The sequence below is a fragment of the Streptomyces sp. NPDC019443 genome, assembly GCF_044389785.1.
In the GTDB taxonomy this organism is placed as follows: domain Bacteria; phylum Actinomycetota; class Actinomycetes; order Streptomycetales; family Streptomycetaceae; genus Streptomyces.
In genome coordinates this window covers 1-22,322 of the sequence record NZ_JBIRYJ010000032.1, presented here as the reverse complement: position 1 = coordinate 22,322, position 22,322 = coordinate 1, and the positions used below count along the sequence as shown (strand labels likewise).

Sequence of the window (22,322 nt, the reverse complement as noted above, 5' to 3'; positions counted from 1 at the left end):
CTGGTATTCGGTGCGGAGGGTACGCGTACGACATGGAATGGCTGACCAAACTCCCCGTCATCGGCCCGCTCGTCGCCCGGCTGATGCGGACTCACGCCTGGCGTTCCTACGAGACGCTCGACCGGGTGCACTGGTCGCGGCTCGCCGCCGCGATCACCTTCATCAGCTTTCTCGCGCTCTTCCCGCTGATCACCGTGGCCGCGGCGATCGGCGCCGCGCTGCTCGACAAGGAGCAGCTGAAGAAGCTCGAGGACAAGATTTCCGAGCAGGTGCCCGGCATCTCCGACCAGCTCGACATCAACTCCCTGGTCGCGAACGCGGGTACGGTCGGGCTCGTCGCGGGCGCGCTGCTGCTCGTCACCGGCATCGGCTGGGTCGGCTCGATAAGGGAGTGCCTGCGCGCCGTCTGGGAGCTGGACGACGAGGACGAGGACAACCCGGTCCTGCGCAGGCTCAAGGACGGGCTCGTACTGCTCGGGCTGGGCGTGACCGTGCTCGTCTCGCTCGCCGCTTCCGTCCTCGGCTCCACCGCCGTCGGCTGGAGCGCTGACCGGCTCGGCATCGACGAAGGCGGAGCCGAGGGCGTACTGCTTCAGATCGCGGCGATCGCGATCGCCGTGCTGGCCGACTTCCTGCTGCTGCTCTACGTTCTGACGCTGCTGCCGGGCGTGCAGCCGCAGCGCCGCCGCCTGGTGGTGGCGGCGCTGATCGGCGCGGTCGGGTTCGAACTGCTCAAGCTGCTGCTCGGCGGCTACATCAGGGGCGTAGCCGCGAGGAGCATGTACGGAGCCTTCGGCGTCCCGGTCGCCCTGCTGCTGTGGATCAACTTCACCGCGAAGCTCATGCTGTTCTGCGCCGCCTGGACGGCGACGCCGAGCAAGAACGCTGAAGAAGCGGCGGCCGGCAGGGCTAGCGGCGGCGCAGCGGCCAGCGGCGGTTGACCAGGAACACGCCGGCAGTCAGCAGCACCAGCACCCCGCCGATGACGGCGAGCGCGATGCCGATGCCGCCGGAGCCCTGCTTCGCGTCGGCGGCGGTCTTCGCCGGAGCGCCGTTGTTGGCCGGCTCCGCGCCCTGTGACGGGGTGGCGGACTTCGGCGGGACCAGCTCGCCGACCGGCTTGACCTTCCCGGCGGCCGCGAAGCCCCAGTCGAGCAGCCTTCCCGCTTCCTTGTAGACCGCCTGGCTCTCCCCGGAGTCCGGGTTCATGACGGTGACGAGCAGCACCTTGCCGTTCCGCTCGGCCACTCCGGTGAAGGTCGCGCCCGCGTGCGTGGTGTTGCCGTTCTTGACGCCCGCGATGCCCTTGTACGGGGTGATGCCGTAGGCGCCGGTGAGCAGCCGGTTGGTGTTCTGGATCTCGAACGTCCCACGCTGCTTGCCCTCGACTTTTTCGCCGGGGAACTCGGCGCTCGCCGTCGAGCAGTACTCGCGGAAGTCCTTCTTCTGCATGCCGCTGCGGGCGATGAGGGTCAGGTCGTACGCGGAGGAGACCTGGCCGTTCGCGTCGTAACCGTCGGGCGAGACGACATGCGTGTCGAGCGCCTGCAGTTCGTCGGCGTGTTCCTGCATGTCCTGGACGGTCTTGGAAACGCCGCCGTTCATCGAGGCCAGCACATGCACGGCGTCGTTGCCGGAGCGCAGGAACACGCCGAGCCACAGATCGTGCACGGAGTAGGTCTGGTTCTCCTTGACCCCGACCAGGCTGCTGCCGTCGCCGACGTCCGCGAGCTCGTCGTTGGTCACCTTGTGGATCTCGGTCTTGGGCAGCCGGGGGAGCACGGTGTCCGCGAACAGCATCTTGAGCGTCGATGCCGGGGGCAGCCGCCAGTGGGCGTTGTGCGCGGCCAGCACCTCGCCGCTCTCCGCGTCCGCGACGATCCAGGACCGGCCGCTCACCTCCTCGGGCAGGACGGGCGCGCCGGGGCCGAGGCTGACCTGGGTGCCTGCCTTGCCGAGTTGGGCGCCGCCGACGGTGGACATGGAGGCCGGAGGGTTCGGGCGTTTCTCGTCTGCCAGGTCGTCGTAAGTGTCCGCCGACGCGGGGGCGACGGCGAGGGCAGGCAGCAACGCGGCGGCGGCGACCGTCAATGCGGTCCTCTTCAAAGCAGACACGGACGAGAACGTACATGCCTTTGCAGAAAATATGGTTATCAGCCCGGTGACCCGCCGGGAGCAACGCTGGGACAGCCCACCCCGGAGGCCCCGGTCGGAGGACGGCCGCGATACTGAGTCCATGAAGCTCAGCCGCCCCGTCTCCTGGTTCCTGCTCGCCTTCGGGGTGTGGAGCTGGTTCATCTGGATCACTTTCGTCAAGAACCTGTGGAAGGACGGGAGCGGGCTTGCCTTCGACGACGCGGGTGACCCGACGGCCTACTTCTGGGTCCATCTGCTGCTCGCCATCACGTCCTTTCTTCTGGGGACGGTCGTCGGAGTGATCGGGTTGCGTGGGGTGCGCGCATTGCGCCGAGAGGGGCGCGACGGGCGCGCTCGGGCTGACAGGGATTAGAGGAGCGGTCCGTGCTGGTGGTTGTCCTGCTCGTGGTGGTTGTGGTTGTCGCCCTGCTCGGGGGCGTGCACTGGTACGTGTGGCGGCGGCTGGTCCGCGACACGACGGCGCGCGGCGGGGTGGCCCGTCGGGTGGGCACGGCGGCGGCGTGGGTACTGCCGGTGCTGACGGTGGGGGCGCTGGTGTCGGGGCGGGCGGGGGCGCCGTTCTGGCTGGAGCGGGTGCTGGCGTGGCCGGGGTATCTGTGGCTGGCGGTGCTGCTGTATCTGACGCTGGGGCTGGTGGTGGGGGAGGGGGTGCGGCCGCTGCTGCGGCGGGTGCTGGAGCGGCGGGCGTCCGGGGCGACGGGTGGGAATTCCCCCACCCCGCCCTTTCCCGAAACTGGGGGGCAAGCCCCCCAGGCCCCCGAGCCTGCCGCGGCACCGGACGCGCACGTGGGTGCGTTCCGCACCGCGGCGCACGGGGACCCCGGTACGGTCGCCGCGGCTCCCGCCGAGCCCGCTGACCCGGTCGCCGCGGCACCGGCCGCGCACCTGACTGACGCGGCCCCGGCCCCGGTTCGGGCCGAGTCCACCGAACTGACTGAGGCGGCCGGTCTCGCTGACCCGGCCGCCGCGGGCTTCGCCGCAGCGCCGGGCACTGCCGTGGTGGACACGCACCCGGCCGACCCGGCCGGTCCGGCCCCGGTTCGGGCCGAGCCCGCCGACCTGGTCGCCCAGGCCCCCGCCGACCCTGTCGTCCCCGACACGCACGCGGATCCGGCCGGGCCTGCCGCCGCGGCCGCCGGAACCGCGGCCGCCTCGGACGCCGTGCCCGACCCGGGCGCCGACGTCGCGGGCCGCGGTGCAGCCCTCTCCCGGCGGCTGTTCGTGGCTCGTGTCGTCGGCGGAGGCGCCGCCGCCGTCGCTCTCGGAACCGTTGGGTACGGGACGTACGGCGTCCTCCGTGGGCCCCGGGTGAAGCGGGTCACCGTGCCGCTCGGCAAACTTCCGCGCGCAGCCCACGGGTTCCGGATCGCCGTCGTCAGCGACATTCATCTCGGGCCGATCCTGGGCCGTGCGCACAGCCAGCGCATCGTCGACACCATCAACGCCACCTCGCCCGACCTCGTCGCCATCGTCGGCGATCTCGTCGACGGCAGCGTCGCCGACCTCGGGCCCGCCGCCGAGCCGCTCGCGCAGTTGCGGGCGAGGCACGGGACCTTCTTCGTGACCGGCAATCACGAATACTTCTCCGGCGCCGAGGAGTGGATCGACCACGTCCGCGAGCTCGGGCTCCGCCCGCTGCGGAACGAGCGCGTCGAGATCGCCGGTTTCGACCTCGCCGGCGTCAACGACGTCGCGGGCGAGAGCGAGGGCGACGGCCCCGACTTCGGCAAGGCCCTCGGCGACCGGGACCGGGCCCGCGCCTCAGTCCTGCTCGCGCACCAGCCCGTCGTCATCCATGACGCGGTGAAACAGGGGGTGGACCTCCAGCTCTCCGGGCACACCCACGGCGGTCAGCTGTGGCCCGGCAACTACCTCGCCGCTCTCGCCAACCCCACCGTCGCCGGTCTCGAACGGTACGGCGACACCCAGCTCTACGTGACCCGGGGAGCGGGCGCGTGGGGCCCGCCCGTGCGCGTGGGGGCCACCTCCGACATCACCGTCGTACAGCTCGCTTCCCGCCAGGCATAGCCGAGGTCAAAGTTCCCTGTGCAATACAAGCTTCCCTTCCTCTTGTCAAGCCCCTGTGATTGGCTGAGCGCCATCACGAACAGGGGTGGGCGTGAAGATGAGCACTGCAGTGCAGTCGATTCGGTTACGGATACTTGTCACTTGCGTGGTGGTCCTGGCCGCGGCAGTGGGCGGCTGGCAGTTATTACCGTCGGACGAGGCCAATAGGGATCCGGTCACCGTCGGGACGTCCGACGTCGTCACCTCCCTTGACCCCTCGGGGGCGTACGACGCCGGCTCCTGGGCCATGTACAGCAATGTCTACCAGTCGCTCCTCACCTTCAAGCCCGGCGGCATCACCCCGGTCCCCGACGCCGCCCGCGGCTGCCGCTTCATCGGGATGAAGCTCCAGACGTACCAGTGCGAGCTGCGCGACGACCTCACCTTCTCCAACGGCCGCAAGATCACCGGCGAGGACGTGAAGTACTCCTTCGACCGCATGCTGCGCATCAAGACGGACGTCGGCCCGCAGCCTCTCTTCGCGACACTCATGAACGTCGTCGCCAAGGGCCAGACGGTCACCTTCAACCTCAGCGCGCGCGACGCGACCTTCCCGCAGAAGGTCGCCACCGGCGCCGGGTCGATCGTCGACCACACCCAGTACCCGGAGAAGAGCCTGCGTGAGGGCTCTGCCGTGGACGGTTCGGGACCGTACGTACTGAAGGCGTACGAGCCCGGCGTCAGTGCCCGGCTCGAACCCAACCCGAAGTACAGGGGCGCGCTGACGAAGACCGGCGGGCCTGTGCTGATCCGCTACTTCGAGAGCTCCGACGAGCTCGCCGCGGCCTGGAAGGCCAAGCAGCTCGACGTCACCCACCGGCAGCTGCCGGCGAAGGTGATCGCCGGCCTCGACCCCAGCGGCTCGGGCACTCGCATCAACGAGTCGGAGAGCGCGGAGATCCGCAACCTCGTCTTCAACGTACGGCCGGGATCGCCGATGGCGAAGAAGGCGGTCCGGCAGGCGATCGCCTCGGTCATCGACCGCCCCCAGGTGGTCACTTCGGTCTACCACTCCACGGTGGAGCCGCTGTACTCCCTGATCCCGCAGGGGACGCTGGCGCACAGCAACCCCTTCTTCGACGTGTATCCGCAGCCCAGCACGGAGCGCGCCAGGAAACTCCTGGCCGACGCCGGGGTCGGGACCCCGGTGAGCTTCACCCTGGTGCACCGTGCGGACAGCGGCCCGGCGCAGGAGGCCGCCGAGCTGCGCCGCCAGCTGGAGGCGACCGAGCTGTTCAAGGTGAAGGTCGTGGCCGAGGACTGGAAGGTGTTCCAGAAGGACTACGCGAAGGGGCGGTACGACGCGTACACCATCGGCTGGATCCCGGACTTCCCGGACCCCGACAGTTTCAGCCAGCCGCTCGTCGGCAAGGACTCCACCCTCCACAACGGCTATGAGAGCAAGACCGTCGACAGGCTGATCGCCTCGACTCAGCAGTACAGCGAACGCGCCCGCGCCACGGCGGACTTCAAATCGCTGCAGCGGGAGGTCGCGAAAGATGTGCCGCTGGTGCCGCTGTGGCAGAAGAAGGACTACGTACTGAGCAGCGAGGACGTCAACGGCTCGCAGTATTTGACGGACGGCACCGGCATCTGGCGTCTCTGGGAGCTCGGCTGGATCTGAACGGTTCGGCTGGATCTGAACGGTGATGTCCGGGCCTAGGTCACAGCCGCCGGGAGCGCCACCGTCACCGCCAGGCCCTTGCCCGGCGCCGTCCGGATCGTCACCGCGCCGCCGTGCGAGGCGACCACCGCCTGCACGATCGCCATGCCCAGCCCGCTGCCCGCAGGCTGACTCCCGCCGCCGGCCGCCCGGAAGAAGCGGTCGAAGATGCGGTCCGCGTCCTCGCGGGACATGCCGGGCCCCTCGTCCGCGACCCGCAGCCGCACCGCTCCGGAGCCGTGCCCCGCGCCGTCCTCGCGCGCAAGCTCCACCCGTACCGGCGCGTCGGCCGGGGTGTGGGCACGTACATTGGCCAGCAGATTGCCGACGACCTGCCGCAGCCCGGACTCGTCGCCGTGCACGACCATCGCGCCGTCGGCCCGTACGTCGAGCGGGCGCTGCGGCTGCTGGGCCCGCAGATCGTCCGCCGCGTCCCGCACCAGAGCGCTCAAGTCGACCGAACACAGCCGAAGTTGGGCCTGCTGGTCCAGCCCGGCCAGGGTCAGCAGCTCCTCGACGAGCCGTCCCATCCGGTCGGCCTCGGCGGTCATCCGGGCCAGCGCCCTGGTCCGCTCGGCGGGCTCGCGCAGCATCCCCTTGTCGTACAGCTGCAGATAGCCGCGGATCGCGGACAGCGGCGTACGCAGCTCGTGCGAGGCGTCCGCGACGAACTGCCGCAGCTGGGCCGCGCTGTGCTCGCGCGTCTCGAAGGCCGACTCGACCTGGTGGAGCATCGAGTTGAGGGCGACCCGCAGCTGCTCGATCTCGGTGACCGGATCGCGGCTGCCCGGCACCCGTCGCGTGAGGTCGCCCTCGGCGATCGCGGAGGCCGTCTCCACCATGTCCTCCAGCGGCCGCAGCCGATGGCGCGTGCCGAGCATGGTGCCCACTGCGAGGAAGGTCAACAGGACGGTGCCCAGCGCGAGATCGAGCTTGAGCGCCTTCTTGATGGCCCCGTGCACGGACTCGGTGGAGGTCGCCATCAGCACGAACGTGCCGTCGGCGAGGCGCGCCCCGACGCCGCGGTACGCGTCGCCGTCGAGCTTCAGGTCGTGCGCCTCTGCGGACCCGGCGAACACAGCCGGGTCGCCGACGGCCGATGTGAGCTCGTGCTGCCTCTCCGTGGGCGCGATTCCCGCGAAGGCGATGGGCTGCCCCTTCGCGTCGAGGGCGACGAAGACGGTGTCCGCCCGGGGCAGGGTCCTCGCCGCCGCCCTCTCGGGGTCGTACTTGTCGCGCAGCGCCCCGATCGCGCTCAGCGAGTCGATCTGCTTCTGGGTGAGGCCGGCGCCCTGCAGCGCGTTGCGGGACCCAAGCAGCTCGGAGTCGACGTTGTCCAGCAGATAGTGCCGCATGCCCATCAGGCTGACCGCGGTGGCCGCGACGATGCCGAGAGCCAGCAGTGCCACATTGACCAGGGTGAGGCGGCCGCGCAGGGAATGGATGCCGCGGTGGTTGCACCTCATGCGAGCCCGTATCCGACGCCCCTGCGGGTAGTGATCAGCGGCGGTCCCAAGGGGTCCAGCTTGCGCCGCAGATAGCTGATGTACGTCTCGACGACGGTCGACTCGGCCTGGTGCTCGTACTGCCAGACATGGCGCAGCAGTTGCTCCTTGGGGACGATGCGCCCGCCGTTGCGTACGAGAAAACGCAGCAGCGCGTACTCGGTGGGCGTGAGCTGCACCGAGCAGCCCGCGCGCCGCGCCGCGTACGTCGCGTCGTCCAGCTCCAGATCCCCGTACCGCAGCGGCGGCCGCACCGGCAGCACATCCGCGGGCCTGGTGCGCCGCAGTACGGCTCTGATGCGGGCGATCACCTCGTCGACGTTGAACGGCTTGGTGATGTAGTCGTCGCCGAAGCCGAGCGCCCCCACGATCTCGGCGGGCGCGTCGCGCGCGGTGACGAAGACGACGGCCGTATCGGGGTGCAGGGCGCGCAGTTCACGCCCCAGCGCCCGCCCGTCGCCGTCCGGAAGCATCACATCGAGGAGCGCCACATCGGGGCGCGTCTGCCCGGCCAGCTGCTGTGCCTGCCGTACGCTTCCGGCCGTAATCACCTCAAAGCGGTGATAGCGCAGTGCGATGGCGAGGACGTCGGCGATGCTCGGCTCGTCCTCGACGACCAGCACGGTCGCTCCCTCATGGTCCATGCCCTCAGTATCGGCGTGTTCCCGGTGCGGGGGGCGGGTCACTGTCTTGGAGTTCCTTGAGAGTCATGGCCGCGTCACGCCACGGACCGTGTCCGCGGCCGATTCTGGAGACCGGCCCGGGGGAGACGGATCGACGAAGGGGCAGGAATCGTGGCGGCATTGGCACGTTGGTGCTATCGGCACCGGCTGGTGGTCCTGGTGCTGTGGGTGGGGGTGCTGTTCGGTCTGGGGGCCGCGGGCAGCGCGGCAGGCACCAACTACTCCAACAGCTTCAGCCTTCCGGACACCGACTCCACACATGCGTACGACTTGATGGTCAAGGCGTTCCCGGAGCGCTCCGGCGACACCGACACGGTGGTGTGGCGGGTCTCCGAAGGATCCGTGCGAGACACGGCGGTACGGGAGCGGGTGGAGCCCGCGCTCAAGGAGATCGCGGGCATGAAGGGGGTCGGCGAGGTCGCGAGCCCGTACTCGCAGGCAGGCGCGACGCAGATCAGCAAGGACGGGCGGATCGCCTACGCCCAGGTCACCTTCACCGAGCAGGCCAACGCCGTGCCGAAGGAGCTGGTTCAGGACGTCGTCGACGCCGCGCAGGACGCTGAGCGGGCGGGTCTGCAGGTCGAGCTCGGCGGGCAGGCGATCACCCGTATCCAGGAGCCGCCGGCCGGCACGGCCGAACTGGTCGGCATCGCGGCCGCCGCTGTCGTCCTCTTCCTGGCTTTCGGCTCGCTCTTCGCGATGGTGCTGCCGCTGGTGGTGGCCATCTTCGGCGTCGGCACCGGAATGCTGTCGACCATGCTGCTCAGCCATACGACGGATGTGCCCGAAGTGGCCCCGCTGCTCGGCTCGTTGATCGGCCTCGGCGTCGGCATCGACTATGCGCTGTTCATCGTCACGCGGCACCGCAAGGGCATTCTGCGGGGCATGGCGCCCGAGGACGCCGCGGTCACCGCGCTGAACACTTCGGGGCGCGCGGTGCTGTTCGCGGGCGGCACGGTGTGCATCGCGCTCGCCGGCATGCTCGTGATGAACATGCGTTTCCTTGACGGCGTGGTGATCGCCACCTCGCTGACGGTCGTGCTGAGCGTGCTGGCCGCGACCACCTTGCTGCCCGCGCTCCTCGGCGTCCTCGGCCCGCGGGTGCTGAGCCGTCGCCAGCGCCGCAGGCTTGCCGCCGATGGTCCTGATACGGCGGAGTCGAGCGGCGCCGCCGCCCGCTGGTCCGCGGCCGTGCAGAAGCGGCCCAAGTCGATCGCGCTGGTCGCGGTCGTGGTGATGGCCGCGCTGGCGATCCCCGTGCTCTCGCTGCGGCTCGGTGCGACCGATCAGGGCAACCACAAGGAGGACACCACCACCCGGCAGGCATACGACCTGCTCGCCGAGGGCTTCGGGCCCGGCTTCAACGGGCCGCTGCAACTGGTCGCGCGGGACGCCGAACCGGCGGCCGTCCAGGCACTGGTGAGCACGGTGCGCGCCACGGAGGGTGTCGCCCAGGCCGTCGCGCTGCCCTCGCCGCCGGACTCCGGCGTCACGGTGATCCAGGTCGTCCCGACCACATCGCCGCAGTCCGAGGAGACGGACCAGCTGATCGACATTCTGCGCGGCGAAGTCATCCCGCAGTCGGGAGAGGAGGTCCATGTCGGCGGAGTGACCGCGATCTTCAAGGACTTCGCGGAGGTGACGGGCGACCGGTTGCCGTACTTCGTCGGGACGATCATCGCGCTGGGCTTCCTGCTGCTGCTGATCGCGTTCCGCTCGTTGGTCGTCCCGCTGACCGCCGCCCTGATGAACCTGATCGCGGCCGCGGCCTCCTTCGGCGTACTGGTCGCGATTTTCCAGTGGGGCTGGGGAGCGGAGGCGCTGGGCCTCGGCAAGGAGGGCCCGATCACGGCATTCCTGCCGGTCATCATGTTGTCCCTGCTCTTCGGGCTCTCGATGGACTACCAGGTCTTCCTGGTCAGCCGGATGCACGAGGAGTGGGTGCATACGAAGGACAACGCGCGGGCCGTCCGGGTCGGCCTCGCCGAGACCAGCCGGGTCATCAACTGCGCCGCCCTGATCATGATCTGCGTCTTCAGCGCCTTTGTGCTGAGCGGCGACATGGAGGGCGCGATGGCGGGCATCGGGCTTGCGGCGGCGGTGGCGCTGGACGCGTTCATCCTTCGTACGGCGCTGGTGCCGGCGGCGATGCATCTGCTGGGGAAGTCCAACTGGTGGCTGCCGGCGGGTCTTGGGAAGCGGCTGCCGCATCTGGCGGTGGAGCCGCGGGAGGACGCGCGGGAGGCGGTGGGGTCAGCCGCTTCCGGCTCCGTTCCCGCGCCGCGCTCCGGGGTGCCCGCGGGGATCGGAGGGTCCGTCGTCCACGGGTTCGTCCGCACGCCGCGGGGCGAGCTGGTCGGGGACGCGATCCTCACCCTCGTCTCGCCGGGCGGCCGCCAGGTCGACCGGGTGGAGTCGCTGGCCGACGGCTCGTACATCCTGTCCGCGCCGGCCGGCGGGGCGTATCTGCTGGCCGTGACGGCGGGTGTCCATGCACCCTGGGCCGGGCACATCATGATCGGCGGCGATCCGCTGGTCCACGATGTGGTGCTCTCGGACGTGGGTGTCAGCCGCTGACGGTGAGGTCCACGAACACCCCGGCCGCGGCCGGGGTGTTCGTCGTTCCGCATTCGTCGTTCCGCATTCGGAATTCCGCTGTTCCGGACTACTTCTTGCGGGCGGCGACCCTCTCCGCCATCCCCGGCAGGAAGTCCGTGAACAGCTCGTGCACATCGCGTACGAGCGGCCGCAGCACCCGGAAGCGGGCGAGCGCGATACCGCGCGTGGTGAGCCGCGCCCCGCGTTCGGCCAGGCGCCTGCTGCGCTCACTGCCCTTTGAGCGGTCGAAGACCCAGAACAGGACGAGTCCCATCTGGGACAGCCACATCAACTCGGGGAGGATGTCGGCCAGTTCTTCCGGCACCTTCCCCTTGGCGCCTGCCAGGACTTCCCGGTGGACGGCGATGGCAGCCTCGCGGGCGTGTTCCGACTCGGGGGAGAAGGGGCTGAGGGGGCTCTCCGGGTCGGCCGCGTTCTTGAAGAACTGGGCCGCGAACTCGTGGTACGGCGCCGCGATGTCCAGCCATGCCGTCATCACTCCGGCGAGCCGGGCCTCCAGATCGGTCTCCCGGTCGAGCAAGGGCCGGACCGCCGCCTGGTGCTCGGCGGCGATCAGGTCGTAGAACCCCTGGACGAGGTGTTCCTTGGAGGAGAAGTAGTAGTACGCGTTCCCTACCGAGACCCCCGCCTCTTTGGCGATGGCCCGCATCGTCGTCTTGTCGTAACCGCGCTCCTGGAAGAGCCGGAGCGCGGTCTCGAGGATGAGCGTGCGGGTCTGCTCGCTCTTGGGGGCCTTCACTTCAGTCACGGTGTCCGAGCCTAACCGGGGACGGAACACTGGTCGTCGCAGGGCGTACCGGTGGCCCCGCCTGCCGTGGTCGCCTCGCGGTACCTGGCCGCCGCGAGCATCGTCACCCGTACGAACGGCAGTCCGGCCGGGGTGGCGAGCCAGTGGGCCTTGGGCCGGTACTCGGCCAGGGCCCAGAGGCAGACGATCCATGCGGCGGGCCCGGTGTAGATCTGGCCCCTGTCGCCGATGACGGTGATCTCCCGCAGGGTCGTGGCGTGGTCGAGGCGCGGGTACCTGCGCCGCGCCTCGGCCGACCCTGCGGGCACCAGCTCCAGCGGTACGAGCTGCTTCTGCCGCAGCAGCCAGCTGCGCAGGTGGACGCAGAGGGAGCACTGGGCGTCGTACAGGACGGTCAGTCTCCGGACCGGGGTGCCCATCGCGCTCACGCTCCGGCGGGACCGGGGGTGGGTGCGTCCCACGGGCCCTGGCTCGCCTGGTTCGTCCAGCCCTGCGGCCCGACCGGCGGCACCTGCTCGCGCTCCATCACTCCGCGTCGGCGGATCTTGTTGAGGACCCAGACATTGCCGAGGTGCATGACGCCGAGGACGAGGAGTACGACGCCGAGCTTGACCGAGAGGGCCTCGAAGAGTCCGCGGGCGTCCTCGACCGCATCCGCCGCCTTGAGGTAGAGGGCGACGAAGCCGAGGTTCACGAGGTAGAAGCCGACCACCAGCAGGTGGTTGACGGCGTCGGCCAGCTTCTCGTCCCCCTGCAGGACGCTGGCGATGAAAATGCGCCCGTTGCGGCTCAGAGTCCGCGCCACCCAGATGGTGAGCGCCACGCTGATCAGCAGGTAGACGACATACGCAACAACAGTGAGGTCCATCCCCCACCCTCCCTTGAACGCGTTCAAAAGCTGATGTCATGGACTGTAGACCTACTTTTGAACATGTTCAAGCGAGCTGGAGGGTGGGGTGGAGGGTGGGTGGAAAACGAGGGGCGCGACTCGCGTGCGGGCTCTAACCTCGGCCGGATGACGCTCTCTTACGACATGGCCGGTCAGGGGCCCGCGGTGGTGCTGCTGCACTCGTCGGTGTGCGACCGGCGGATGTGGGACGCGCAGTGGCAGGCGCTGGCGGATGCCGGATACCAAGTGGTGCGCTGCGACTTCCGGGGGCATGGACAGACGCCCGCGGACGCGGGTGAGTACAGCGACGCGGAGGACGTACTGGAGCTGCTGGACGATCTCGGCATCGAACGCGCGGCCCTGGTCGCCTCCTCCTTCGGCGGGCGCGTCGCCCTGGAGGCCGCGGCCCGCAGGCCGGACCGGGTGACAGCGCTGGCCCTGCTCTGCGCCGGCATGCCGGGCCATGAACCGAGCTCGGAGCTGCGGGCTTTCGGTGCGCGCGAGGATGCGTTCCTCGACGTCGGTGACGTGTCGGCCGCGGTCGAACTCAACCTGGACACCTGGCTGGGCCCGCAGGCGGACGAGCGGGCCCGCGAGAAGGCGCGGATGATGCAGCGCCATGCGTTCGAGGTCCAGCTGGCAGCGGACGAGGCGGCGGACGAGGCGGCGCAAGCGGGGGCGTCCGAGGCCTCCGGCGAAGGCCCGTTGTCACCCGCGCCCGCGCCTGCTGCGGAGCCCGACCTCGGAACGATCGAGGCGCCCTGCCTCGCAGTCGGCGGCGCGCACGACATCGCCGACTTCCGCCGGATCGCCGCCCGGCTGCCGCAACTGCTCCCCGGCGCCCGTCACATCGAACTGGAGTGGGCCGGTCATCTGCCCTCGCTGGAGCGGCCCGACGAGACCACCGCGCTGCTCCGCGGCTTCCTCGCCGAGCATTTGGGCGGCCGCGCCGACCTGCGCGACCAGGACGTGCTCGACCTCCTGGACCTCCTCGACGGGGCCGGTGTCGAGGCCTGGCTGGACGGCGGCTGGGGCGTCGACGCGCTGCTCGGTGAGCAGACCCGGGCACACAACGATCTCGACATCGCCGTACGTTCCGAGGATGCCGACCGCTACCGGCGGACCATGCGGGACGCGGGCTTCCGGCTCTCCCGGGACGACGGCCCCCACAACTTCGTCCTCGTCGACGACTTCGGCCGCCAGGTCGACGTCCACTTCGTCGACCTGTCCGCCACCCGGACCGACGAGCACGGCGCCCGGGTGTACGGCGCGGACGGCATCGCCTACCCGGTCGGTGCCTTCGGGGCAACCGGCACGGTCCTGGGCCGCCAGGTGCCGTGCTGCACGGCCGAGTTCCAGGTCGGATCGCACGCCGGATACGAGCTCGACGAGGACGACGTACGCGATGTACTCGCCCTGCACCGCCGCTTCGGCGTCCTCCTTCTGCCCGAGCAGGCCGCCTACGCGTCGCGCCTGGGCTGAGCATGCTCCGTCGCGTCCCGCCGGCCGCAGAGGCGTGAACGAGGCCCCAGCACGCCTTACATGCTGCTGAGCGACCGCGCGTAGTTGATCTGGCCCATCACCATCTGGAAGGTCTGAGGACCTTGGGCCGGAATCATCGTCGAGTGGTGCTTGCCGCCACTGGTCACCGTGACCTGGATGAAGCCCGTGGTCGTCTTCTCCTTCATCAGCAGGAAGAGCAGACCCAGCAGACAGAAGATGAAGAAGACGATCGCGAGCACGATGGCGTGCGTCGGGATCTTCTCCTCGGTGCGCGACATGTCGGTCGCGTTCCACACCGATCCCCGCAGCGGCAGCGTGCCGGCCGGCGTCACGATCGAGTCGCCCATGACGGTGATGTCACCGATCGACACCAGCGGAGCACCGCCCGTCGGAGCGGGCGCACCCATCGGAACCGGAACCCCTGCGGGCATGGTCTGGCTGTAGTCCTGGCCCTGGCCCGGATAGCCGTACCCCGGCGCCGGATTGGGGTAGCCGTACCCCGGCGTCCCCGGAGGCTGCGTCGGCCCCCACTTGTACTCCCCGTCCGCGTACGGATTCGGCTCGCTCATGGTCTCGTCCCCGCTTTCCTGCTGTGTTACGTCAGACGGGCTCGATCCTGCCAGGTATCGCCCGGTCGGTGAAGCGAAGCCGGTACACGAAGGGCCCCGCCTCCCAAGTCCTGGGAGCGGGGCCCTAGTACAGATTCAGCCGGAAAGGCTAGAAGCGACGCGTGATCAGCGCACGCTTCACTTCCTGGATCGCCTTGGTGACCTCGATACCGCGCGGGCAGGCGTCCGTGCAGTTGAACGTCGTACGGCAACGCCACACGCCGTCCTTGTCGTTGAGGATCTCCAGGCGCTGCTCCCCGGCCTCGTCACGCGAGTCGAAGATGAAGCGGTGCGCGTTGACGATCGCCGCCGGGCCGAAGTACTGACCGTCGTTCCAGAACACCGGGCACGAGGATGTGCACGCGGCGCACAGAATGCACTTGGTGGTGTCGTCGAAGCGCTCGCGGTCCTCGGCGGTCTGCAGACGCTCACGCGTCGGCTCGTTGCCGGACGTGATCAGGAAGGGCATCACATCGCGGTACGCCTGGAAGAACGGCTCCATGTCCACGACCAGGTCCTTGAGGACCGTCAGGCCCTTTATGGCCTCGACCGTGATGGGCTTCTCCGGGTTGATGTCCTTGATCAGCGTCTTGCAGGCGAGCCTGTTCTTGCCGTTGATCCGCATCGCGTCGGAGCCGCAGATGCCGTGCGCGCAGGAGCGCCGGAAGGTGAGCGAGCCGTCGACGTCCCACTTGATCTTGTGGAGACCGTCGAGCACACGCTCCTTCGGGTCGATCTCGATCTGGAAGTCCTGCCACTGGGCCTCGTCGGAGACCTCGGGGTTGAAGCGGCGGATCCGGAAGGTGACCGTGATGTACGGGGAGGCGGCAGCCTCCGCCTCGACCTTGTCCAGAGTTGGGGTAGCCATCAGTACTTACGCTCCATCGGCTGGTAGCGGGTCTGGACGACCGGCTTGTAGTCGAGACGAATGGACTCGACGCCGTCGTCGCCGACCTCGCGGTACGCCATGGTGTGGCGCATGAAGTTGACGTCGTCGCGGTTGGGGAAGTCCTCGCGGTAGTGACCGCCGCGGGACTCCTTGCGGGCCAGTGCCGAGACGGCCATGACCTCGGCCAGGTCGAGCAGGTTGCCCAGCTCGACGGCCTCCAGGAGATCCGTGTTGAAGCGCTTGCCCTTGTCCTGGATCGACACGTTCTTGTAGCGGTCGCGCAGCTCGCCGATCTTCTCGACCGCGGTCTTGATCGTCTGCTCGGTGCGGAACACCATGACGTTCGCGTCCATGGTCTCCTGCAGCTCGCGGCGGATGTCCGCGACCCGCTCCTTGCCCGTCGAGCTGCGCAGCCGCTCGACCTGCGCCTCGACCAGCGAGGCCGGGTCATCGGGAAGCTCGACATAGTCGCTCTTCGCCGAGTACTCGGCGGCGGCGATACCCGCCCGCTTGCCGAAGACATTGATGTCCAGCAGGGAGTTGGTGCCGAGGCGGTTGGCGCCGTGCACCGAGACGCAGGCGACCTCACCGGCGGCGTACAGACCCGGGACGACGGTCGTGTTGTCCGCGAGGACCTCACCCTGGACGTTCGTCGGGATGCCGCCCATCGCGTAGTGCGCCGTCGGCTGGATCGGGATCGGGTCCGTGTAGGGCTCGATGCCGAGGTACGTACGCGCGAACTCGGTGATGTCCGGGAGCTTGGCGTCCAGCTGCTCCGGCGGCAGGTGGGTCAGGTCCAGGAAGACGTGGTCGCCCTCGGGACCGCAGCCGCGGCCCTCGCGGATCTCCGTGTAGATGGAGCGCGAGACGACGTCACGCGAGGCGAGGTCCTTCATGACGGGCGCGTACTTCTCCATGAAGCGCTCGCCGTCCTTGTTGCGAAGGATGCCGCCCTCGCCGCGGGCGCCCTCGGTGAGGAGGATGCCCATGCGCCAGATGCCTGTCGGGTGGAACTGGAAGAACTCCATGTCCTCCAGCGGCAGTCCGCGCCGGTAGCAGGCGGCCTGGCCGTCACCGGTCAGCGTGTGCGCGTTGGAGGTCACCTTGAAGAACTTGCCCGTGCCGCCCGAGGCGTAGATCACGGCCTTCGCCTGGAAGATGTGGATCTCGCCGGTGGCCAGCTCGAACGCGACCACGCCCGCCGACTTCTTGACGCCGTCGACCTCGGTGATCAACTGGTCCAGGACGTAGAACTCGTTGAAGAACTCCACGCCCTCCTTGACGCAGTTCTGGTACAGCGTCTGGAGGATCATGTGGCCGGTGCGGTCCGCGGCGTAACAGGACCGGCGGACCGGCGCCTCGCCGTGGTTGCGCGAGTGGCCGCCGAAGCGGCGCTGGTCGATGGTGCCGTTCGGGGTGCGGTTGAACGGCAGACCCATCTTCTCCAGGTCGAGGACCGCGTCGATGGCCTCCTTCGCGAGGATCTCGGCGGCGTCCTGGTCGACCAGGTAGTCACCGCCCTTGACCGTGTCGAAGGTGTGCCACTCCCAGTTGTCCTCCTCCACGTTGGCGAGCGCGGCGGCCATGCCGCCCTGCGCCGCGCCCGTGTGGGAGCGGGTCGGGTAGAGCTTCGTCAGCACGGCGGTACGGCTGCGCTTGGTCGACTCGATGGCCGCGCGCATACCGGCGCCACCGGCGCCGACGATGACGGTGTCGTACTTATGGATCTTCATTGGTCTCGTCAGCCCCGGCTTTAGCGGATGTTCGGGTCGAAGGTGAAGATCACCAGCGTGCCCAGAAGGATGGTGAACACCGTGGCGGTGTACAGCAGGCCCTTGAGCCACAGGCGCGTGTTCGCGCGCTCCGCGTAGTCATTGATGACAGTTCGGAGGCCATTGGCGCCGTGCAGCATGGCGAGCCACAGCATCAGCAGGTCCCAGGTCTGCCAGAACGGGGACGCCCAGCGGCCGGCCACGAAGGCGAAGCCGATCTTGGAGACGCCGCCGTCGAGCACAAGCTGGATCAGCAGATGGCCGATGACGAGGACGACGAGGACGACGCCGGACAGGCGCATGAAGAGCCACGCGGCCATCTCGAAGTTGCCGCGGGTCGCCTTGGGGGTCGTTCTGGTGCGTCGGCGCGGCGCCTCGATGTACGGGGCCGGGTTGTCGGCGTCGTACAGGCCCACACCCTCTACGGGGCCGACCGCGGACGTGGTGTCAGCAACTGTGTTGTTCGAAGACATGGTCTGGCGTCAGCTCCCGAACAGTTCACGTACGGCGTGGCCGAGCACCGGGTAAAGGGCGCCCACCATCAGCACGAACCAGATGGCCATCGCGGTCCAGAGCATCTGCTTCTGGTAGCGCGGGCCCTTGGACCAGAAGTCCACGGCGATGACACGCAGGCCGTTGAGCGCGTGGAAGAGAATCGCGGCCACCAGGCCGTATTCGAGCAGCGCCACGATCGGCGTCTTGTACGTGGCAACGACATCGTCATAGGCCTCTGGCGAGACGCGGACGAGAGCGGTGTCCAGCACGTGTACGAACAGGAAGAAGAAGATGAGGACGCCGGTGACTCGATGAGCCACCCAGGACCACATTCCTTCCCGGCCGCGGTACAGCGTTCCAGCCGGCACGGAAGAACCCTCCGGGAGCGGGGATTGGGGCCTGCCGGCTTGGGGGGTCGGTCTGGCCCGGCCGGGTACGGTCCACCGGCCCCGGCCATCGTAGCGACGACTTGTCGGTTCGCTTGCCCGGGGTCCACAGGTGTGATCAAACAGGCAATCAAACAGCCTCGGACGGGCTATCGGGAAGCCCCTGCGACGTCTGATTCCGGATGGTTGGCCACTACATGTGCCAGTCGGGAGCGCACGAGTCCGCGCAGCTGCTCGGCGGAGACGGCCCGCTCCTCGTCCGGTTCGTGGCCGAGACGGGCGCGGATGCCGGTCAGTACCTGGTCGAGGTACTCCTCGGGGTGGTACCCGTCGAGGCAGATCACGAAGGCGTGGCCGAAGCGGCTCTCGTACGCGGCGTGGGCGGCGCCGATCGCGGTGTGGGCGGCCTGGGGCGCGCCCGGGTGCACTCCGGCGGACGACTCGTCGGCGAGGGCCTCGCAGAGGTCGGCGGGGGAGAGGTCGTAGCTGGCCTCGTCGGCGGCGGCGAGGAGCGCGTCGAGGTCGGGATAGGGGCGGTGGGCGACGAGTCGCTGCGCCCAGCGACTGCTGCCGCAGCAGGCGAGGAGGGTGGCTTCGGCGGCGTCGGCGGGGGCGGTGTTGAAGCGCTCGAGGCCGGGAGTGCCGCGGTGCCGGCCCGGTGGCGGGGCCGGTAGTGAGACCTGGGAGGGGGAGGCATGCGAGGTCTGGGACGCCTGGGAGGCCAGCTGGGACGGTATGGCCGATGGCGTGAGGGCGCGGGGCGTGTGGTGGAGTGTCGGCGGTCGCTTCGGGAGGCCGGCGTGGGATTCGCTGGACAGCGGGGGCTCCTCGAAAAGGACAGCTGGACGGCTGCGACGCAGGGGATGGATGGGTCATAACGCTATCCGCGCCTGACGTGAGCTGTCCGACGGATGCGCAATTTTCACCCGGACGAGAGAGTTTCGATCATGTGATGGACGATGGACGGGGGTGCTTCGCCGTAGTTACGCAATAAATGGGAGGTATCCGAGTGATACGGCACTTTGGGCGCACGAGGTTCACCGGAGTGGTCCTCGCCGCAGCCGCGGCCTTCTCGATGACGCTGTCCGGCTGCTCGACCGGTGAGCCCGACAGGGCGGGCGGCGGTGGTGCGCGGGGCGACGTGAAGGCCCCCACCGCGAGCCCGTCGCCGTCGCCGTCCCGGACGTACGCCCTCTCCAAGGCGCCCGCCACCATCCCCTCCGTACGCACGCACGAGCCGGCCCGCGGTCCTGGCTGGCGGCCCGGGCCCGGCGGCGGAGTTGTCGTCGCCAAGGGCAGTGAAGCGCTCGCCGACGAGGGCCGGCTGATAGCCGGCGAACTGAAACTCGGCTACCGCGGCGCCGTCCCGGCCCGTGCCGGCGACGTGGAACTGGCGCTCGCGGGCAACGGCGGGCGCGAGTCGTACACCGTCCTCACCGGCGGCGGCCGGGTGCGGATCACCGGTGCCGACGAGGCCGGCGCCTTCTACGGGACACGGACCCTGAAGCAGGCCGTGAAGTCCGGCGGCCTGATGCCGGAGGGCGTCGTACGGGACGGGCCGGACCGGCCGCAGCGCGGGCTGATGATCGACATCGCACGCAAGCACTTCACCGCGGGCTGGATCGAGGACCGGCTGCGCGAGATGGCCGACCTCAAGCTCAACCAGCTCGGCCTGCACTTCTCCGACGACCAGGGCTTCCGTATCGCATCGGACTCGCATCCCGAAGTGGTCTCGAGTCAGCACCTGACCAAGGACGAGGTCCGGCGGATCGTGGACCTCGCCGCCCGGCTGCACATCGCGGTCATCCCGGAGATCGACTCCCCGGGCCACCTGGGCGCGGTGCTGGCCGCGCATCCGCAACTGCAGCTGCGGGACGCGGCGGGCAGGTCCGTGCGGGGCGCGATCGACATCGGGCAGCCGGCGTCGGCGGAGATCGTCGATGAGCTGCTGAAGGAGTACGCGGAACTGTTCCCCGGCGCGTACTGGCATCTGGGCGGGGACGAGTACCAGGCGCTGGTCCGGCAGAACCCGGAGGCGTCCTTCCCGCGGCTGGCGGCCCTGGCCCGGCAGAAATACGGACCGCAGGGGCGGGTCCAGGACCTGGCGACGGCCTGGGTGAACGACCGCGCGGCGGTGCTGCGGCCGGAGGGCAAGAAGCTCAAGGCCTGGAACGACGGCTTCTTCCGCGGCGGTGTGGTCGCCGTGGACAAGGACATCGAGGTCGAGTACTGGACGGGCAAGGAGATCGGCGCGCGTCCGCCGGTGGAGTATCTGCGCGAGGGCCGGCGGCTGGTGAACGTCAACGACGAGTACCTCTATTACGTGCTGGGCCAGCCGCAGACCTTCGTATATCCGACCGGTCGGCGGATATACGAGCAGTGGAACCCGTTCGTGATCCGCGGCACTCAGCCGGTGTCACGGCAGTACTCGGACCAGATCCTGGGCGGCCGCTTCGCGGTGTGGTGCGACCTGTCCCAGTCCCAGACCCAGGACCAGGTGGCGCGCGGCATCGCCATGCCGCTGGCGGCGACGTCCCAGAAACTGTGGGACCCGCGCAAGCCGAGCCGCAGCTGGCAGAGCTTCGAACAGCTGGCGCGGACGCTGGGCTTGGCCTGAGCTGCGGGTTCACGCTGGACGGTGGCCCGGCCGGAGCCATATCGTCCGTGAGCGGTCGCACGGAGTGCGGTCCCGGTTCCACGACGCCTCCGGGGAGGGGCGTCATCGCGCCCGTGGGGGGTCTGCTCAGCCATGCTCTGCTCGAACTGCCGGAAGAACACGGCCACAACCGATGACGGACTCTGCGACGGCTGCCCGGCCGTCCCGGTGGTGGACCTCACCTTGCCGGGACGGCCCGCGGAGCGCCGGCCGGGTGTTCTGCGCGCGCCGGTCGGGCTCTCCTATGCCGTGGTCGCTCTGCTCTGCATCGTCGTCGCGGCCGACGTCTTCTGCATGTTCGCCGCGGCCGGCCTGCGGAACCTGATGGGCACGGCCTATTCGGAGACGGACCTGGAGCAGGCCCTGTCGGTGACGGATGCCGCCGGCGTCGTCCAAGGGGTCGCGCAGATCGCCACTGCCGTTGTCTTCATCATCTGGTTCCACCGGGTGCGGGCCAACGCCGATGTGTTCGCGCCTGATCTCCAGCGGCGCGGTCGGGGCTGGGCGATCGGCGGCTGGTTCGTCCCGTTCGGGAATTTCTACCTCCCGCGCGCGATCGCAGCCGACATCTGGGCGGCCAGCCGCCAAGACCCGTACGGCACGGGGAAGCAGGAGCCACACACCATCATCAACGTCTGGTGGATCGCATGGCTCGTCTCGAATCTGGTCAACGGCATCGCGGGCGCTCAGTACGACATGGCCCAGACGGCGGACGAGGTCCAGGCGGGCGCGGACGCCTTCATCGTCGGCGGTCTTGTCGACATCGGGGCCGCGCTGCTGGCGGTCGTCGTCGTGCGCAGGCTCACGCGTATGCAGCTCACCAAGGCGATGCGGGGAGCGGAGAAGGCCGCGGTGTGAGCCCGCCCGGGGGCGCGCGGGCTCACACCGCGTGATTCGGCCGAGGCGCTCCCAAACGGGGCGCTCTGCAGGCCGAGTTCCGGTGGCGCAAAATGTAACAGAGCTGTGGCGTATATGTGTACGAGTTGCGCATGGTGAATAGCGCACGTCGGCTTGGCAGGACTGTGGCGGCATGGGTGCCAAAGGGAGTACTTTGCGCCAAGCGGTCCGCGGCCCGCGCCGAGGAACTCTGCTTCCGATTGCTGGAAGGAACTGGGGATTCCCGGCCCGAGGGAGTGACGCATTTGAGCCACGGGGCGCAGTAAGAGGAAGTACTGCGTCCGCGATAGGAGCGTCCGGTGGCGTCGAAGAGCCTGAGGGAACTGATCGCACAGGCGGATGAGCGAGGCCTGGCCGCGAGTGGGCTCGCCTGTCTCGACCGCTGTCTGCCGCTGCTTGCGTCGGAGGCCGACGCGCTGCGTCCACTGTGGACGGGGCTGGTCGACGGTGAGGCCGACTGGTCCGGACGTCTCGCGGCGGCCAGAGAGGCGATGGAGAGTGAGGCGGCCGACGACGAAGCCGCAGTGCTCGTACGGCAGATGCTCGGCGCCGCGCCCTCGGACTGGGCGGCGGAACCGCTGCGCGAGTGGGCGGACGACTGCTCCGTAGCCGCGCTCGAACTCCATCACCGCTTCGACGCGGGCCCCGGGGCCGACGAGCCCGCCGCCGCCGATGTCGTCGAGGTGCTCAAGCGCTGCCGCGAGGGCGAGCCGGACGGTGCGGGCCCGCTGGTCTCCGGTGAACTGCGCCGACAGGTGCAGATCCTGGAGATCCTGGCGGACGCG

At 69.4% G+C, this 22,322-nt stretch carries 21 protein-coding genes and 1 pseudogene; 10 read left to right on the top strand and 12 right to left on the bottom strand.

Annotation, left to right across the window (positions count from 1 at the left end):
• The first annotated feature begins 32 nt into the window (after window positions 1-32).
• The gene (locus tag ACH492_RS39120; protein WP_398994078.1) at window positions 33-941 is read left to right on the top strand and encodes a YihY/virulence factor BrkB family protein; all 909 of its coding nucleotides are present in this window, start codon (window positions 33-35) and stop codon (window positions 939-941) included.
• Here ACH492_RS39120 and ACH492_RS39115 read toward each other — a convergent pair.
• Window positions 910-2,115: a D-alanyl-D-alanine carboxypeptidase family protein gene (locus ACH492_RS39115; RefSeq protein WP_398994076.1), complete on the bottom strand. Its 1,206-nt coding sequence runs from the start codon at window positions 2,113-2,115 to the stop codon at window positions 910-912. The two genes, ACH492_RS39120 and ACH492_RS39115, sit on opposite strands and share 32 nt — an antisense overlap.
• Window positions 2,116-2,236: 121 nt before the next feature.
• Between ACH492_RS39115 and ACH492_RS39110 the strand changes: the two genes are divergently transcribed.
• From ACH492_RS39110 to ACH492_RS39100, 3 genes are all read left to right on the top strand, one after another.
• Entirely contained in the window at window positions 2,237-2,509 is a 273-nt protein-coding gene (locus ACH492_RS39110) for an SCO4848 family membrane protein (protein WP_398994074.1), read from the top strand.
• Between the two features lie 11 nt (window positions 2,510-2,520).
• Window positions 2,521-4,185, top strand: a complete 1,665-nt coding sequence (locus tag ACH492_RS39105) for a metallophosphoesterase (RefSeq protein ID WP_398994072.1) — start codon at window positions 2,521-2,523, stop codon at window positions 4,183-4,185.
• A 109-nt stretch (window positions 4,186-4,294) separates the two neighbouring features.
• Entirely contained in the window at window positions 4,295-5,848 is a 1,554-nt protein-coding gene (locus ACH492_RS39100; RefSeq protein WP_398994102.1) for an ABC transporter substrate-binding protein, read from the top strand.
• Between the two features lie 35 nt (window positions 5,849-5,883).
• On the opposite strand, the gene ACH492_RS39095 is transcribed toward ACH492_RS39100, so the two are convergent.
• Entirely contained in the window at window positions 5,884-7,353 is a 1,470-nt protein-coding gene (locus tag ACH492_RS39095) for an ATP-binding protein (protein WP_398994070.1), read from the bottom strand.
• Complete coding sequence (locus tag ACH492_RS39090) at window positions 7,350-8,036, bottom strand: response regulator transcription factor (protein ID WP_398994068.1); 687 nt, start codon at window positions 8,034-8,036, stop codon at window positions 7,350-7,352. Before ACH492_RS39090 ends, ACH492_RS39095 begins: the two co-directional genes overlap by 4 nt.
• A 159-nt stretch (window positions 8,037-8,195) precedes the next feature.
• Here ACH492_RS39090 and ACH492_RS39085 point away from each other — a divergent pair, with 159 nt between their 5' ends.
• Entirely contained in the window at window positions 8,196-10,652 is a 2,457-nt protein-coding gene (locus ACH492_RS39085; protein WP_398994100.1) for an MMPL family transporter, read from the top strand.
• Window positions 10,653-10,740: 88 nt separating this feature from the next.
• Here ACH492_RS39085 and ACH492_RS39080 read toward each other — a convergent pair whose 3' ends face one another.
• The 3 genes from ACH492_RS39080 to ACH492_RS39070 are packed head-to-tail and all read right to left on the bottom strand — an operon-like array spanning window position 10,741 to window position 12,310.
• On the bottom strand, window positions 10,741-11,442 hold the full coding sequence (locus tag ACH492_RS39080; RefSeq protein WP_398994066.1) for a TetR family transcriptional regulator: 702 nt from the start codon (window positions 11,440-11,442) through the stop codon (window positions 10,741-10,743).
• Window positions 11,443-11,453: 11 nt separating this feature from the next.
• Window positions 11,454-11,861: a thiol-disulfide oxidoreductase DCC family protein gene (locus tag ACH492_RS39075; protein ID WP_398994064.1), complete on the bottom strand. Its 408-nt coding sequence runs from the start codon at window positions 11,859-11,861 to the stop codon at window positions 11,454-11,456.
• Window positions 11,862-11,866: 5 nt separating this feature from the next.
• Complete coding sequence (locus ACH492_RS39070) at window positions 11,867-12,310, bottom strand: hypothetical protein (RefSeq protein WP_356222853.1); 444 nt, start codon at window positions 12,308-12,310, stop codon at window positions 11,867-11,869.
• A 147-nt stretch (window positions 12,311-12,457) separates the two neighbouring features.
• Between ACH492_RS39070 and ACH492_RS39065 the strand changes: the two are divergent.
• Together ACH492_RS39065 and ACH492_RS39060 are read left to right on the top strand one after the other, a co-directional pair.
• Window positions 12,458-13,264, top strand: a pseudogene (locus ACH492_RS39065) (alpha/beta fold hydrolase); the annotation flags it as partial.
• Between the two features lie 36 nt (window positions 13,265-13,300).
• Window positions 13,301-13,813, top strand: coding sequence for a nucleotidyltransferase domain-containing protein (locus ACH492_RS39060; protein ID WP_398994098.1), 513 nt, complete (start codon window positions 13,301-13,303; stop codon window positions 13,811-13,813).
• Window positions 13,814-13,869: 56 nt separating this feature from the next.
• Here ACH492_RS39060 and ACH492_RS39055 read toward each other — a convergent pair whose 3' ends face one another.
• The 6 genes from ACH492_RS39055 to ACH492_RS39030 all read right to left on the bottom strand — a co-directional run bounded on the left by ACH492_RS39055 (window position 13,870) and on the right by ACH492_RS39030 (window position 18,709).
• The gene (locus tag ACH492_RS39055; protein WP_398994062.1) at window positions 13,870-14,403 is read right to left on the bottom strand and encodes a hypothetical protein; all 534 of its coding nucleotides are present in this window, start codon (window positions 14,401-14,403) and stop codon (window positions 13,870-13,872) included.
• A gap of 148 nt (window positions 14,404-14,551) precedes the next feature.
• Window positions 14,552-15,310: a succinate dehydrogenase iron-sulfur subunit gene (locus ACH492_RS39050; protein ID WP_398994060.1), complete on the bottom strand. Its 759-nt coding sequence runs from the start codon at window positions 15,308-15,310 to the stop codon at window positions 14,552-14,554.
• On the bottom strand, window positions 15,310-17,064 hold the full coding sequence (gene sdhA / locus ACH492_RS39045) for a succinate dehydrogenase flavoprotein subunit (protein WP_398994058.1): 1,755 nt from the start codon (window positions 17,062-17,064) through the stop codon (window positions 15,310-15,312). The genes ACH492_RS39050 and sdhA overlap by 1 nt, the downstream gene beginning before the upstream one ends.
• Window positions 17,065-17,084: 20 nt before the next feature.
• The gene (locus ACH492_RS39040; protein ID WP_398994056.1) at window positions 17,085-17,576 is read right to left on the bottom strand and encodes a succinate dehydrogenase hydrophobic membrane anchor subunit; all 492 of its coding nucleotides are present in this window, start codon (window positions 17,574-17,576) and stop codon (window positions 17,085-17,087) included.
• Window positions 17,577-17,585: 9 nt separating this feature from the next.
• Entirely contained in the window at window positions 17,586-17,966 is a 381-nt protein-coding gene (sdhC, locus tag ACH492_RS39035; protein WP_398994054.1) for a succinate dehydrogenase, cytochrome b556 subunit, read from the bottom strand.
• A 167-nt stretch (window positions 17,967-18,133) separates the two neighbouring features.
• Window positions 18,134-18,709: a 2-oxo-4-hydroxy-4-carboxy-5-ureidoimidazoline decarboxylase gene (locus ACH492_RS39030; RefSeq protein WP_398994096.1), complete on the bottom strand. Its 576-nt coding sequence runs from the start codon at window positions 18,707-18,709 to the stop codon at window positions 18,134-18,136.
• A 269-nt stretch (window positions 18,710-18,978) separates the two neighbouring features.
• Here ACH492_RS39030 and ACH492_RS39025 point away from each other — a divergent pair, with 269 nt between their 5' ends.
• The 3 genes from ACH492_RS39025 to ACH492_RS39015 form a co-directional block, all read left to right on the top strand.
• The gene (locus ACH492_RS39025; RefSeq protein ID WP_398994052.1) at window positions 18,979-20,601 is read left to right on the top strand and encodes a glycoside hydrolase family 20 protein; all 1,623 of its coding nucleotides are present in this window, start codon (window positions 18,979-18,981) and stop codon (window positions 20,599-20,601) included.
• A gap of 132 nt (window positions 20,602-20,733) precedes the next feature.
• Window positions 20,734-21,498, top strand: coding sequence for a DUF4328 domain-containing protein (locus ACH492_RS39020; RefSeq protein WP_398994050.1), 765 nt, complete (start codon window positions 20,734-20,736; stop codon window positions 21,496-21,498).
• Window positions 21,499-21,836: 338 nt separating this feature from the next.
• Window positions 21,837-22,322 (top strand): hypothetical protein (locus tag ACH492_RS39015; RefSeq protein ID WP_398994048.1); only part of this gene is annotated, 486 nt, incomplete at its 3' end.